This window comes from Xylophilus rhododendri, from assembly GCF_009906855.1.
Taxonomy (GTDB): Bacteria; Pseudomonadota; Gammaproteobacteria; order Burkholderiales; family Burkholderiaceae_C; genus Xylophilus; species Xylophilus rhododendri.
In genome coordinates, this window is sequence record NZ_CP047650.1 from 2,244,600 (window position 1) to 2,259,061 (window position 14,462).

The window sequence follows — 14,462 nt, forward strand, 5'->3', positions numbered from 1 at the left end:
CTACCCTGTCCGCCCTCGTGATCTCCGACTCGTCCCAAGACCCAATCCAAGCTCAAGCCCACTCCGAACAGCCCAGCGCCGAAGCGCTGGCCGAACAGGTCCGTGAACTCAACGCGCTGCTGGCGCGCAGCCAGGCCACGCTGGTCAAGACCGAGAACGCGGTGGCCTTCAGCGTCAAGGGCGAGGTCACCGTCGACGGGCACCGGGTCGAGTATTCGCTGATCCCCGCCGAGGGCGTGCTCTCGCAGCTCGGCCGCTGGGTGAAGCTGGCGCCGCACCGCCAGGTGGCCCTGCTGGCCTCGCGCTTGCACGAACGCAGCGCCGCCGACTTCGAACGCGAGGTTACCGGCTTCGTGATGAACGCGCTGCGCCGCGCCTCCGCCGCCGGCGTGGAGACCGGCGCCTACTGCTGGGACGCCCTGCTGCGTCCGCGCGAGCGGGCCGAGATCGCCTTCCAGCTGGCACTCGACCGCATCGACGCCGCCGCCGTGCAGCGCAAGGCCACGCATGCCGCCGACCGCACCCGCGAGTCGATCAACCTGGCGCAGTTCCCCGAGACCTTCAAGACCGCCGCCGGCATGCGGCGCAAGATCATCGCCCTGCTCGGCCCCACCAATTCGGGCAAGACGCACGAGGCCATGGTGGCGCTGCAGAAGGCCAAGTCCGGCGTGTACCTGGCCCCGCTGCGCCTGCTGGCCCTGGAAAACTACGAACGCCTGCGCGCCCTGGGTGTACCGGTCAGCCTGATCACCGGCGAGGAACGCCGGGTGCAGGAAGGCGCCACCCACGTGGCCAGCACCGTCGAGATGGTCGACGTGCAGACGCCGGTGGAAGTGGCCGTGATCGACGAGATCCAGATGCTGGGCGATGCCGACCGCGGCGCCGCCTGGACCGCCGCCGTCTGCGGCGTGCCGGCCCAGACCGTCTACCTGGTCGGCTCGGCCGCCACCCGCGCCGCCATCGAATCCCTGGCCAAGCGCCTGGGCTGCGAATGCGAGGTGCACGAGCTGCAGCGCAAATCCAAGCTCGCCATGGGCGAGAAGCCGCTCGAATCGCTGCGCCAGCTGCAAACCGGCGACGCGGTGATCGCCTTCTCGCGCCGCGAGGTGCTGCAGCTGGCCGAGCAGGTCTCGCAGGCCGGTTTCTCGGTGGCGACCATTTACGGCAACCTCTCGCCCGAAGTGCGCCAGGCGCAGGCCGAGGCCTTCCGCGCCGGCCAGGCGCAGGTCGTCGTGGCCACCGACGCCATCGGCATGGGCCTGAACCTGCCGATCGCGCGTGTGGTCTTCACCACCGCCACCAAGTACGACGGCACCGAGGACGGCCCCATCCCCGCCTGGCTGGTGCAGCAGATCGGCGGCCGCGCCGGCCGTTTCGGCCTGGCGGAAACCGGCACCGTGCTGGGCCTGGGCGGGCCGGTGCACAAGTCGATCCGCAAGCTGCTGGCCGCGCCGCTGGAGCCGGTGCCGCGCACCGGTTTCTACGTGGCGCCTTCGCTGGAGCACCTGAGCCAGATCTCGCGGGTGACCGGCGAGACCCGCCTGCTGGAACTGCTGGCCCTGTTCCGCCGCAACATCGACGTGAACGACGTGTTCTTCGTGCCCACCTCGCTGACCGAGCAGTCCGACCGCGCCCGCTGGCTGGACGGCATGAAGATGTCGCTGGAAGAGCGTTTCCTGTTCTCCCTGGTGCCGCTGGCCACCCGCATCCCCAAGTTCCAGGAACTGCTGTGGAGCTGGGCGCGGGCGGTGGAAAAGAAGCTGCCCTCGCGCATCCAGGCCCTGGGCCTGCGCGAAGGCCGCTCCTCGCTGCAGGACGCCGAGGATGCCTGCCGCATCTACTCGGCCTACGCCTGGCTGTCCTACCGCATGCCGCTGCTCTTCCCCGAGGGGCAGGCGGCGGTGGAGATGGCGGTGGAGGCCTCGGCCTTCGTCAACGGCCTGCTCAAGCGCCAGAACCGGGGCGGCAAGCAGCACCGCAAACCGGGCATTCCGGCCCTGAAGCGCTGAGGGGGAACGCCGCCGCGCGGCGGCGTTCGGTGCGGAGAAAGCTGAATGTGGGCTGAACGCAACGACATGTGACAGTCGAAAACATATAATGCGAACTGTTCGTATTAGCTGTTGACGTTAGTACTCATGTCGTCGTGCGCTCCGGCGCGCTGTCCGCCTTTCTCTCCTCCGCATCTCATGAATCGCACTTCCCCTGCCCAGTTCGTCCGCACGCCCATCGCCACGCTGGCCCGCCAGATCGTCGGTTTCGGCATGCTGGCCGCGGCCGCCGGCGCTGGCGCCCAGACCGTCGATACGAAGATCCAGCTGAAGGACACCAATGTGTCCGAACAGGCGGAGGCCATCGGCGGGCTGCAGAAGACCTACTCGGGCGGCCAGCTGGCGCGCGGCGGCGACCTGGGCATCCTGGGCAAGACCGACCTGATGAACGTGCCCTTCAGCACCACCAACTACACCTCGGAGCTGATCGAGAACCAGCAGGGCCTGACCGTCTCCGACGTGGTGATGAACGACGCCTCGGTGCGCACCCTGCAGGCACGCGGCGGCTACGGCGACGACTACCAGATCCGCGGCTATTCCGTGGGCTCGCGCGACGTCTCCATGAACGGCCTGTACGGCCTGTCCCCGGCCACCCGCATGCCGCTGGAGATGATCGAGCGCGTGGAAGTGTTGAAGGGCCCCGGCTCGCTGACCAACGGCGTAGGCCCCAACGGCAGCGTGGGCGGCAGCATCAATGTGGTGACCAAGCGCGCCAGCGACATCCCGCTGACCCGCCTGACCACCACCTACATGGGCAAGGCCCAGTTCGGTACCCACCTCGACGTGGGCCGGCGCTTCGGCGAGGACAACCAGTGGGGCATCCGCGCCAACGGCGTGTGGCGCAACGGCGAAGGCAATATCGACGGCGGCCGCCAGCGCGTGGGCCTGGGCTCGCTGGGCCTGGACTATGCCGGCGCGCGGCTGCGCGCCTCGGTCGACCTGCTCTACAGCGAAGGCAAGACCGTCGGTTTCCGTCCCCAGGGCGCCTTCCTGGCAGGCATCACCCAGGTGCCGGCCGTGCCCGACAACCGCACCAGCTTCTATCCCGGCGCCGTGCTGAACGACAAGGCCAAGACCGTCATCACCCGCGCCGAATACGACCTCAACGATCGCACCACCGTCTACGGCAGCATCGGCTACAGCGACACCACCAGCGAGCAGAACTTCCCGACCGCGGCGCAGCGCATCAACTCGGCCGGCAACTTCACCGTGCGCAACGGCTACTACGACGAGTACAACAAGACCACCTCGGCCGATGCGGGCATCCGCACCAAGTTCGACACCGGCAGCGTCGGCCACACCGTGGTGCTGGCCGCCAACAGCATGCAGCGCGAGACCGGCTACTTCTACCAGCTGACCAGCACCGCCGTCGCCTCCAACATCTACAACCCGGCGCCGCTGCCGGCGATCGACTTCGCGCGCGGCACGCCGACCAAGAGCGCGGACCTGGAGCAGTACAGCGTCGCCCTGGCCGACACCCTGTCCTTCTGGGATAACCGCGTGCTGGCCACGATCGGCCTGCGCCAGCAGACCATCAACCAGAAGAGCGTCAACGGCTCCACGCCCTACAAGGCCGACAGCATCACGCCGCTGGTCGGCCTGGTGTGGAAGGCCGACCGCAACACCTCGGTCTACTTCAACCACACCGCCGGCCTGACCGCGGGCGGCGTGGCCGGCGCGGGCCTCACCAACCAGGGCCAGGTTTTCGCGCCGCAGAAGTCCAAGCAGAACGAGATCGGCATCAAGAAGGACTGGGGCACGCTGATCACCCAGGCCGCCGTCTTCGAACTGAAGAAGCCCAGCGCCATCACCGAGAACAACATCTACACCTTCGGCGGCGAACAGCGCAACCGCGGCCTGGAGCTGACCGCCTACGGCGAAGTGCAGCGCGGCCTGCGCCTGATGGCCAGCGCCACCTTTCTCGACGCCAAGCTCACCCGCACCGCCGGCGGCACCAACCAGGGCAAGGACGCACCGGGCGTTCCGGACAGCACCTACAACGTGGGCCTGGACTGGGACACCCCCTGGGTGCCGGGCCTGAGCCTGAACGGCCGGGTGATCAACACCTCGTCGATGTACTACGACTCGGCCAACCTGCTGAAGATGCCTTCCTGGACCCGCGTGGACCTGGGCGCGCGCTACGCGACCAACATCGCAGGCAAGAAGGTGGTGTTCCGCGCCAACCTGGAGAACGTGGCCGACAAGGGCTACTGGGTGGTCGCCAGCGGCTACGTGACCGTGGGCGCCCCGCGCACGCTGATGCTGTCGGCCGCGATCGACTTCTAAAGCTTTAGGTCCTGCAAAGCCCGGACGGCGGCCAATACGGTCGCCGTTTGTGTTTCATGGGCCAGGCGGAAGGGCTCGCCGTAGACCGTCTCGTCCGGGAACTCGGTCACCAGCGTGATCGGCGCGCCGGGCCGGTTCACCTCGCTGACGGTGCAGGCCGTGCCGTGGATGATCTCGAAGCCGAGTTCACCCGCATGCGTGCGGTAGGCGGCGCGCTGGCGCTCGTTGAAGGCCGGCAGGCCGGGCACCTCGGTGAGCGCCAGGCAGACGGCCTCGGTCAGCGCGCGTGCCCGTTCGCCCCAGCCCGCGTGGTGGCGTACCACCAGGAAGAAGCCCTTGGGCACCGTCCACAAATCGAAGCCGCGCGGGATGTAGCCGCTGAGCGGCCGGGTCCATTCATGCGCCGGATAGCCGTGCAGATTGATGTGCAGCGGCGCGCCGGACAGTGCCAGCGCCTGGTGGCGCGCCTCGCGTTCGTAGAAAGGCGGCTGGTCGCGGTATTCCAGGTCGTCGCCCATGGCGGTGTAGCGCGCGGCATGCTGCATGTGGCGCGGGCCTTGCCGGCACAGCTCGCGCTGCAGGGCATAGCCGTCGGGGTTCTCCAGGGGGATCAGGGCGAAGTGGCTGCCGGGCTGTGCGGCCAGCACCTGCGCGGCACGCAGGGCGCCGACCACGCCCGATGTCTCGTTGGCATGCTGGCCGCCGCTGATCAGCACCGGCGTGGCGCTGCCCCTGCGGTAGACGCCGCGCACCGCCCTGCCCTGCCGGCTGGTGGCCTCGAAACGTTCGCCTTCGAAGGCGGCGAGAAGACTCGCCACGCGGCCGGCCGGCAGCGCGGCGGCGGTGGCTTCGAGGGGCGTGCCGTCGTCCACATCGGGCTCGGGCTCCGGCACGGGATAGGGCACTGCCGCCACCCGCAGCCGGACCGATCCGTCTTCGCTGCCGCGCACGTCCGGCACGATCTGGCCGGGCTGCAGCCGGCGGTCGCCAGTGGGCCGGCCGCTGCGTTGCTGGAAGACTTCCAGCAAGGAGAAATACAGGTCCTCGTGCAGGGCTTCGTGGCTGTCGATCCAGCCGGTTTCCTGCACGGGGGCATGGTGGATGCCGGGCATGTCGATGCGCAGGTCCAGGCGTTCGAAATACGGTTCCGTCGCGGGCCAGGGGAACTGCATCACGCAGGTCATGGCGCGTTCGAAGACCTGGGCGTAATCGCAGTCGCGCGCCTGGCCGTCGAGCCAGGCGGTGGGCGAGAGTTGGGTCTCGCCGATGGCATCGCGGTGCACCCGGTTGGGCGCGAAGACGCGGTCCTGCCTGCGGCTGCCGTCCTGCCATTCCAGTTCGACTTCATAGAAGAGCTGATCGCTCGGCGCCGCCTGCGGCAGCAGCTCGAATGCGATGTCGGCCAGCAGGTCGGCCAGCGGATAGGCCTCCAGCGAAAACCGCCTCGCCGGTGCCGACGCATGCAGGGGATAGGCCACCTTCACGCGCCGCAGCCCCTGCATCTCCACCTGTTCCAGGAAATGGAAGACCAGCGGCTTGTAGGCGCTGAAGAAGCGCGCCTCGATGCCCGCTTCAGCCAGCCGAGCCTCGGCCGCACGCCGCGCGGCCGTGCCTTCGAACAGCCAGGCTTCGACCACCCCATCGGAGCGCGGCCGCGCCAGCAATTCATCCACCCACACGTCCAGCGTGCGGGCCATCGTCAGGTCCAGCAATACCGTCATGACGGCCTCCCCAAAGGATCGAGCCGGTCGCGCAGCCAGTCGCCCAGCAGGTTCAGGCCCAGCACCGTCAGCATGATCGCCAGGCCGGGAATCACACTCACCCACCAGGCGGTCTGCAGGTAGGTGCGGCCATCGGCCAGCATGCCGCCCCAGGTAGGGATCTGCGGGTCCACGCCCAGGCCCAGGAAGGTCAGGCTGCTCTCCAGCAGGATGTTCTCGGCCACGTTGAGGGTCATCAGGATCACCACCGGCCCCAGCACATGCGGCACGATGTGGTGGCGCAGCATCAGCAGGTCGCGCACGCCGAAGGAGCGGGCCGCCAGCACGAATTCGCGCTCGCGCAGAGACAGCACCAGCCCGCGCACCAGCCGTGCGTACTGCACCCACTGCGACAGGATCATGAACAGGATGATGTTGCCCAGCCCGCCGCCGAGGATGGAGATGAAGGTCAGCGCGATCAGGATGAAGGGCAGGGCCAGTTGCACGTCCACGCAGCGCATCAGGAACATGTCCCAGAAGCCGCGCCAGTAGCCGGCCACCAGGCCGACCGCCACGCCCAGGAGCACCGAGCCCGCCACCGAAACAAAGCCCACGAAGAGCGAGATGCGCCCGCCCAGCAGCACCCGCTCCAGCACGTCGCGGCCCAGCGGGTCGGTGCCCATCGGGTGCGCCCACTGGGCCAGCGGCGGCAGCAGGCGCGCGGCCAGGTCCATGCGGGTGCCCTGGTCCGGAAAGATCAGCGGCGACAGCAGCGCCAGCGCCACCATGGCGCCGGTCAGCAGCACACCCACGACGAATTCCAGCGAGCGCAGATGGCGCCAGCGCACAGCGCGCGGCACCGGGGGAGAAACGACAGACGACATGGGGCTCTTTTAGCTGTTGCGGATACGCGGATCGACGATGCCGTAGGCCACGTCCACCAGCAGGTTGGCCAGCACCACCAGCAGCGCCAGCACGGTGACCGAGCCCTGCAGCACCGGATAGTCGCGCGCAGAGATCGCATCGAAGGCCAGCGTGCCCATGCCGGGCCAGTTGAACACCTTCTCCACCACCACCAGGCCGCCGATCATCTTGCCGAACTGCAGGCCGATGTAGGTGATGAGCGGGATGGCGCAGTTGCGCAGCGCATGCTGGTAGAGCACCACGCTGTTCTTCAAGCCCTTGGCGCGCGCCACCATGATGTACTGGGCCGACAGCGTCTCCAGCATCGCCGTGCGCACCAGCCGGATGTTGGTGGCCGAGAAGATGATGGCCATGGTGAGCGTGGGCAGCACCAGGCTGATGGGTCCGTCCCAGCCCGAGGGCGGGAAGACCGGGAAGGCGATCGACAGCAGCAGCACCAGCATGATCGCCAGCCAGAAGTTGGGAAAGGACAGCCCCACCAGCGAGCCGATGCGGATCGCCTGGTCGATGGGCCCGCCCTGGTGCACCGCCGCCTGGATGCCCAGCGGGATCGAGATCAGCAGCGACAGCAGCAGCGAGGCGCCGGCCAGCGAGAGCGTGGCCGGCAGCGCATCGCCGATCAGCCGCGACACCGGCGTGCCGCCCAGGAAGCTGCGGCCGAAGTCGCCCACCAGCATGCCCTTGACGAACTCGGCGTACTGCACCGGGAAGGGCCGGTCCAGGCCCAGGCCGGTGCGGATGTTCTGCAGGTCCTGCTCGGTCACGCTGCCGGCGCCCTGCGCCAGCATGATGGCCGGGTCGCCCGACAGGCGCACCGCATAGGAGACGAAGAGCGTCACCACCAGCACCACGAACACGGCCTGCAGGAAACGCTTGATGAGAAAACCGGTCATGTGCTGGCGACGCCCCCGGCCTTATTCGACGGTGGCTTCGACGAAGCGGAAACGCCCGTCGGCCGGCAGCGCCAGGTTCCTGGCGCGCTTGTTCACGCCGTAGACGGTGTTCAGGCTGTAGAGCGGCATCTCCAGCGCCTGGTCGGCCACGTAGCGGCCGATCTCGCGCAGGGTCTTCTGGCGCTCGGCCTGGTCCCAGCTGTTGCGCTGGGTGTGCAGCAGGGCGTTGAGCTTGGCGTCGTCGTCGAAGGGGTTCCAGCGCTGCTTGGTGTAGTACATCGAATACGCGGTGTTGTCGTAGTCGAAGGTCCAGCCGCCCCACTGGTTCTGCCACATCTCGCCGGTCTTGCCGTTGGGGATGATGTCGTTGAGCAGCACATTGGTCTCGTAGGGCTTGAGCGAGACCTGGATGCCCACGCCCTGCAGGTAGGCCGCCACGGCCTGGGAGACCTCGCGGAAATTGCTGTCCGGGCCGCGGAAGTCCAGCTGCACCTGGGTGCCGGGCTTCACCCCCGCCTTGGCCAGCATGGCCTTGGCCTGCGCCGGGTTGAAGGGCAGGGGTTTCAGCGCCGGGTCGTAGCCGAAGGAGAGTTCGCCCTGGAAGCTGGCGATGGGCTTGGCCTGGCCGAGCAGGATGGTCTTGATGATGGCGTCGCGGTCCACCGCCATGATGAGCGCCTTGCGCACCTCGCGGTCCTTCATGATGCCGCGCGAGGTGTTGTAGCGCAGGGCCAGGGCGACCGGGCCGTCCATGCTGACCACCGCCAGCTTGGGGTCCTTCTTCAGCGTCTCCAGCATGGCCAGCGGCACCTGGTTGGCCACGTCCACCCGGCCGGCCTGCAGCTCGGCGGCCTGGGTGGCCGGCTCGGCGATGAAGCGGTAGACCAGGCTGTCGACCTTGGGCGCGCCGCCCCAGTAGTCGGGATTGCGGGCGAAGCTCAGGCTGACCTTCGGTTTGTATTCGGTGAACTTGAAGGGGCCGGTGCCGACCGGGTTCATGCCGAAGTACTCGCTGCCCTTTTCCTTGATGTACTTGGGCGGCACGATCATGGCGCCGTAGCCGGCGAGCTTGGTCAGCAGCACCGGGTCGGGCGACTTCAGGTACATGTCCACCGTCAGCGGGTTGACGACGACCACCTTGTCGATGGCCGCGTAGTTGGACTGCTGCGGGCCCTTCTTGCCTTCGTCGCCCAGCAGGCGGTCGAAGGTGAACTTCACCGCCTCGGCATCGAAGGGCTCGCCGTTGTGGAACTTGACGTTCGGCCGCAGGGTGAAGCGGATCTTGCTGTTCTTGTCCAGGAACTCCCATTTGGTGGCCAGGCCGGGCACCAGCTTCATGTCGGGCGTGCGCATGATCAGGCCGTCGAACACCTGGCCGCCGACCGCGCCCCAGGCCACGAGGAAGGTGGCGATCGGGTCCCAGTTGCCCGGGTCCTGGTGCAGGGCCACGGTGAGGGTGCCGGCCGCCCGGGCGTTCGTCATGGCCAGGGGGCTGGCCAGCGCGGCGATGGCGAGGCTGGCCGAAATCATGGTTTTCTGGAAGGTCCGCATGGGAGTCTCCTGTGGGATGAAAAGGAAAAAAAAGGGGTTCAGGCGCCGACGGCGGCCCGGTGGCCGGTGCCGACATCGACCAGCCGCAGCAACTCGGGCTCGTCGCCGACGCGCCGCATCGGGCTCGGGATCTCGCCCTCGATCAGCGCCAGGTTCTTCTGCCGGCCGGGCTCGGCCACCGGCACCGCCGCCAGCAGCTTCCTGGTATAGGCATGGGCGGGCGACTCGAACACCGCCTGGCGGGTGCCCATCTCGACGATCTGGCCCAGGTACATCACCGCCACGCGGTGGCTGATCTTCTCGACCACCGCCATGTCGTGGGTGATGAACAGATAGGACAGGCCGCGCTCGGCCTGCAGCTGCATCAGCAGGTCGATGATCTGCGCCTGGATGGAGACGTCCAGCGCCGACACCGACTCGTCCGCGATGATGAGCCGCGGGTTGCAGCCCAGCGCGCGGGCGATGCACACCCGCTGGCGCTGGCCGCCGGAGAACTCGTGGGGATAGCGCCGGGCGTGCTCGGGCTTCAGGCCCACGCTTTCCAGCAGCTCGGCCACGCGCTGTTCGATGGCGCGCTCGCCGTCGAGCAGGCGGTGGGTGCGGATCGGCTCGGCGATGGAAAAGCCCACCGTCTTGCGCGGGTCCAGCGAGGCGTAAGGGTCCTGGAAGATGTACTGGATGTCCTGGCGCAGCTGCAGCCGCCCGGCGGCATCCAGCGAGGAGAGTTCCCGCCCGTCGAAGCGGATGCTGCCCGAGGTGGGCGCCACCAGCTGCTGCAGCGTCTTGCCGATGGTGGACTTGCCGCTGCCCGATTCGCCGACCAGCGCCAGCGTCTCGCCCGGGTAGATGTCCAGGCTCACGCTTTCCACCGCATGCACCCGGTGGGTGACGCGGCCGAGCAGGTCGCGCTTCACGTCGAAGCGGGTGGTGAGCCGGTCGACCTGCAGCAGCGGCGCCTCGTAGCGCGCCGTGTCCTGCACCTGCGTGGTGCCGACCAGGCGGCGCACGCCGTCTTCCAGCACCGCCAGGGGCTCGCGTTGCGGCAGCGGCAGGCCGCGCAGGCTGCCCAGGCGCGGCACGGCGGCCAGCAGGGTCTGGGTGTAGGGGTGCTGGGGCGCGTTGAAGATCTGCTCGACCGTGCCCTGTTCCACCTTGCGGCCGCGCCACATCACCACCACGTCGTCGGCCATCTCGGCGACCACGCCCATGTCGTGGGTGATGAAGATGACGGCGGTGCCGGTGTCGCGCTGCAGCTCCCGGATGGTGTTGAGGATCTGCGCCTGGATGGTCACGTCCAGCGCCGTGGTCGGCTCGTCGGCGATCAGCAGTGCCGGCTTGCAGGACAGGGCCATGGCGATCATCACCCTCTGGCGCATGCCGCCCGAGAGCTGGTGCGGATAGGCATCGAGCAGCCGTTCGGCATCGGCCAGCCGCACCTTCTGGAGCAGCGCCAGGGCCTGCTTGCGCGCCTCGGCCGAGCGCAGGCCCTGGTGCAGCACCAGCGCCTCGGTGATCTGGTGGCCCACGGTGAACACCGGGTTCAGCGAGGTCATCGGCTCCTGGAAGATCATGGCGATCTCGTTGCCGCGGATGCCGAGCATGGTGGATTCGGTGGCTTTCGCCAGATCGATCTCGCCACCCTCGCGCGGCCGGAACCGCATCGAGCCCTCGGCGATGCGGCCGCGCGCGAAGTCGGTCAGCCGCAGGATGGCCATGGAGGTGACCGACTTGCCGGAGCCGGACTCGCCGACGATGGCCAGGGTGCGCCCGGGCGCCACGTCGAAGCTCAGGCCATCGACGGCGCGGAACACGCCCTGCGGGGTATCGAATTCGACGGACAGGCCCTGGACGGAGAGCAGCGGGGCGGGGAAATCAGGAGCGGTGGGCAAGGAAAAGCACTTCGGTAGCTGCAGCCGGCCGAAGCATGCAAGGCCCGGGCCAGCAGCGGCACCGGGCAAGTCCCTATGCCGTCGTGGTTCCCGCCGGCTGCCGGTAGGCGGTGACGTCCGGCGCCACGCCCGTGAAGCGTTCGAGCTGCACCAGGCAGGTATGGGCGCTGCAGCCCTGCGAGAAGGAGGAGGACGGGATGTCGGCCGTCAGCACATTGGGATTGCCGTGCTTGTCCAGCACCGGCGCGCCGGCCGCATCCGGCGCCGGATCGAACCAGGCGCCGGTGGACAGCCGCACCACGCCCTGGCGGATGTCGGCCGAGGGCACGGCCGCGGCCAGGCAGGCGCCGCGCGTGTTGAACAGCCGCACCAGGTCGCCGCGGACGATGCCGCGCGCCTGGGCGTCGGACGGATTCAGGTAGACCGGCTCGCGGCCCCCGATCTTGTCGGCGCGGCTGTGCGGGCTGTGGTCGAGCTGGCTGTGCAGCTTGTTGCGCGGCTGGTCGGAGATGAGGTGCAGCGGGAAGCGTTGCGCCACCGGGCTGCCCAGCCATTCGTGTGGTTCGCGCCAGCAGGCGTAGCCGGGGCAGTCGGCCAGGCCGAAGTCGGCGATGGTCCTGCAGAAGATCTCGATGCGGCCGGAAGCCGTGTGCAGCGGGTGCTTCACCGGATCTCGGCGGAATTCCTCCAGCAGCACCACCGGCTCGCCGGTCTGCGGCAGCGGCACCAGGCCCTCGCGCCAGAAGTCCTCGAAGGGCGGCAGGGCGACATCGGTGCGCTCGGCCAGTTTGGCCCGCCACTCGCCGTAGAGCCGTTCCAGCCAGCCGCGGGCGTCCAGCCCTTCGGTGAAGCCATCCTCGATGCCCAGCAGGCGCGACAGCTCCGCGAAGATGGCGTAGTCGTCGCGCGCCTGGCCGGCCGGCGGCTGCACGCTTTTCATGGCGGCGATCACCGGCTCGCGGGCGGCGTAGAAGATGTCCTCGCGCTCCAGGGTGGTGGTGGCGGGCAGCACGATGTCGGCCATCCTGGCGGCCGGCGTCCAGTACTGCTCGTGCACGACGATGGTCTCGGGCTTCTGCCAGGCCTGCACCAGCCGCGCCAGGTCCTGGTGGTGGTGGAAGGGATTGCCGCCGGCCCAGTAGACCAGGCGGATGTCCTGGTAGCGGTGGGTCACGCCGTGGTAGGTGAAGCTTTCGCCGGGCTGCAGCAGCATGTCGGCGATGCGGGCCACGGGGATGAAGTCGGCCACCGGATTCTTCTTCTGGTCGAAGGTGGGGCCGAAGATGCGCCGGTGGCGGCTGCCCATCATGTTCTCGGCGCCGTAGCAGCAGGCGAAGCCGCCGCCGGGCAGGCCGATCTGGCCCAGCATGGCGGCCACGCTCAGCAGCGCCCAGTAGGGTTGCTCGCCATGATGGGCGCGCTGCAGCGCCCAGGCCATGTTGATCATGGAGCGGTTGCCGGCCAGGTCCAGGGCCAGCTGCTCGATGTCGGCCGCGGGCAGGCCGGTGATGGCCGCCGCCCATGCCGGCGTCTTGGGCTGGCCGTCGGTCTCGCCGAGGAGGTAGGCCTCGAAGACCTCGAAGCCGGTGCAGTGGCTCTGCAGGAAGGCGCTGTCGTGCAGGCCGCGTACCCGCAGGGTGTGGGCCAGGGCCAGCAGCAGGGCGGTGTCGGTGTTGGGGCGTATCGGCCACCATTCGATCTCGCCGCCGGTGGCGAGGTCGTCCCGCGTGGGGCTGACGTTGATGAAACGCACGCCGGCCTGCTGCATCTTCTGCAGCCCGCCGCGCACCTGGTGGCCGGCCGTGCCGCCGACCGCCACCTGGGCGTTCTTGGCCGGCACGCCGCCGAAGGACAGGAAGATCTTCGTGTGCTGCGCCAGGGTCTCCCAGTCGGTATGCGAGTGCATCAGGTGGTCCATGGGCGCCACCAGGTAGGGCATCAGCGAGCGCGCCGCGCCCAGGCTGTAGGAATCCATGTGGCGCACATAACCGCCCCAGCAGTTGAGGAAGCGGTGGATCTGGCTCTGCGCATGGTGGAAGCGCCCGGCGCTGGCCCAGCCGTAGGAGCCGCCGAAGATGGCCTGGTTGCCATGCGCCTCGCGCACCCGGCGCAGCTCGCCGGCCACCAGGGCCAGGGCCTCGTCCCATTCCACTTCCACGTACTCGTCCTGGCCGCGCGGCACGGCCGGGCCGCCTTCGCGCGCCTGCAGCCAGCCGCGGCGCACTGCCGGCTTGCGCACGCGCAGGGCCTCGGTGGTCGGATGGTTCTGGAAGTAGCCGATCGGCGAGGGATCCGGGTCTCCCGCATAAGGGCCGATGCGGGTGCGCTCCGTGTGGGGTTCGTGCACCTCGTACAGGCCCCAGTGGGAGGCGGTGTAGACGGGTCGCTTGTCGGTGGCGTCGCTCATGGCTGGGGGTCTAGACGTAGAAGCGGGAGCCGAGCAGCGAGGACAGCTCCGCCGCCGTCGCGTAGATCAGCGGGCGCAGCCGCTCGATGCGTTCGGGCGTGAGCCGCGCGACCGGGCCGGAGATGGCCAGGGCGCCGATCAGGCCCTTGTTGTTGGAGAACACCGGCGCGGCCAGGCCGCCGATCTCGGAATTGCGCTCGCCATGCGAGATGTAGGGCAGCGTGGCGCGCTGCTGGTGGCTGCCCGACTCCAGCGGGTTGGTCTTCTCGAAGTCGATCAGCACCCGGCCGGCGGCGCCGCGGTCCAGCGCCACGGTGTCGCCCTCGGCCACATGCTCGCGCAGCACCTGCAGGCTGTTCTCGCGGAACAGGCACATGCGCTGGCTGCCCAGGCGCTGGAAGAAGGAGACGCATTCGTCCGAATCCTTGACCAGCGCCTTCATGCGCGGCCGGATGCGCGACTCCAGGTCGAAGCTGTCGGCATAGCAGCAGCCCAGGCGGTAGACCTCGGGGCCGAGCATGTAGCGCTTGCTGGCGTTGACGGTGACGAAGCCCTCCTCGATCAGCGACAGCAGCATGCGCAGCGTGGTGCTCTTGACCATGCCGGTGAGCACGCTGATCTCGCTGAGGGTGAGTTCGGGCGCGCGGTGGTTGAAGACCTTGAGGATCTTCAGCGCGCGCAGCGCCGCGTCCACGGGCCTGGTCTTGGCGGCGGCGGGGTTGGGGGTGGCGGTATCCATATCGATCGGGGGGAGTTCGCTACGG

The 14,462-nt window shown here is 68.8% G+C and carries 9 protein-coding genes; 2 read left to right on the plus strand and 7 right to left on the minus strand.

Going from position 1 to position 14,462, the window contains the following annotated elements; translation table 11 throughout:
• The first annotated feature begins 17 nt into the window (after window positions 1–17).
• Window positions 18–2,009, plus strand: coding sequence for a helicase-related protein (locus tag GT347_RS10385; RefSeq protein WP_229722823.1), 1,992 nt, complete (start codon window positions 18–20; stop codon window positions 2,007–2,009).
• 177 nt (window positions 2,010–2,186) lie between these two features.
• Window positions 2,187–4,334 (plus strand): TonB-dependent receptor, encoded by a 2,148-nt coding sequence (locus tag GT347_RS10390; RefSeq protein WP_229722824.1) that lies wholly within the window; start codon window positions 2,187–2,189, stop codon window positions 4,332–4,334.
• On the opposite strand, the gene GT347_RS10395 is transcribed toward GT347_RS10390, so the two are convergent.
• The 7 genes from GT347_RS10395 to GT347_RS10425 all read right to left on the minus strand — a co-directional run bounded on the left by GT347_RS10395 (window position 4,331) and on the right by GT347_RS10425 (window position 14,437).
• Window positions 4,331–6,055 (minus strand): M14 family metallopeptidase, encoded by a 1,725-nt coding sequence (locus tag GT347_RS10395; protein WP_160551882.1) that lies wholly within the window; start codon window positions 6,053–6,055, stop codon window positions 4,331–4,333. The genes GT347_RS10390 and GT347_RS10395 overlap by 4 nt on opposite strands.
• A complete protein-coding gene (locus tag GT347_RS10400; protein WP_160551883.1) occupies window positions 6,052–6,918 on the minus strand; it encodes an ABC transporter permease in 867 nt (288 codons plus the stop codon). Before GT347_RS10400 ends, GT347_RS10395 begins: the two co-directional genes overlap by 4 nt.
• 9 nt (window positions 6,919–6,927) lie before the next feature.
• Window positions 6,928–7,851 carry an ABC transporter permease gene (locus GT347_RS10405; RefSeq protein ID WP_160551884.1) on the minus strand — a complete coding sequence of 308 codons (924 nt, stop codon included), beginning with the start codon at window positions 7,849–7,851 and terminating at the stop codon, window positions 6,928–6,930.
• A gap of 21 nt (window positions 7,852–7,872) precedes the next feature.
• Window positions 7,873–9,402: an ABC transporter substrate-binding protein gene (locus GT347_RS10410; protein ID WP_160551885.1), complete on the minus strand. Its 1,530-nt coding sequence runs from the start codon at window positions 9,400–9,402 to the stop codon at window positions 7,873–7,875.
• A 38-nt stretch (window positions 9,403–9,440) separates the two neighbouring features.
• The gene (locus tag GT347_RS10415) at window positions 9,441–11,291 is read right to left on the minus strand and encodes an ABC transporter ATP-binding protein (RefSeq protein WP_229722825.1); all 1,851 of its coding nucleotides are present in this window, start codon (window positions 11,289–11,291) and stop codon (window positions 9,441–9,443) included.
• 73 nt (window positions 11,292–11,364) lie between these two features.
• Window positions 11,365–13,698, minus strand: coding sequence for a molybdopterin-dependent oxidoreductase (locus tag GT347_RS10420; RefSeq protein ID WP_160551886.1), 2,334 nt, complete (start codon window positions 13,696–13,698; stop codon window positions 11,365–11,367).
• 10 nt (window positions 13,699–13,708) lie between these two features.
• Window positions 13,709–14,437: an IclR family transcriptional regulator gene (locus tag GT347_RS10425; RefSeq protein WP_160551887.1), complete on the minus strand. Its 729-nt coding sequence runs from the start codon at window positions 14,435–14,437 to the stop codon at window positions 13,709–13,711.
• Window positions 14,438–14,462 lie beyond the last annotated feature (25 nt).

Excerpts from the sequence above, each read along its gene's own strand:
- GT347_RS10390 (WP_229722824.1), top strand. The coding sequence starts at position 2,187 with ATGAATCGCACTTCCCCTGCCCAGTTCGTCCGCACGCCCATCGCCACG.
- GT347_RS10395 (WP_160551882.1), bottom strand. The coding sequence starts at position 6,055 with ATGACGGTATTGCTGGACCTGACGATGGCCCGCACGCTGGACGTGTGG.
- GT347_RS10400 (WP_160551883.1), bottom strand. The coding sequence starts at position 6,918 with ATGTCGTCTGTCGTTTCTCCCCCGGTGCCGCGCGCTGTGCGCTGGCGC.
- GT347_RS10405 (WP_160551884.1), bottom strand. The coding sequence starts at position 7,851 with ATGACCGGTTTTCTCATCAAGCGTTTCCTGCAGGCCGTGTTCGTGGTG.
- GT347_RS10410 (WP_160551885.1), bottom strand. The coding sequence starts at position 9,402 with ATGCGGACCTTCCAGAAAACCATGATTTCGGCCAGCCTCGCCATCGCC.
- GT347_RS10420 (WP_160551886.1), bottom strand. The coding sequence starts at position 13,698 with ATGAGCGACGCCACCGACAAGCGACCCGTCTACACCGCCTCCCACTGG.
- GT347_RS10425 (WP_160551887.1), bottom strand. The coding sequence starts at position 14,437 with ATGGATACCGCCACCCCCAACCCCGCCGCCGCCAAGACCAGGCCCGTG.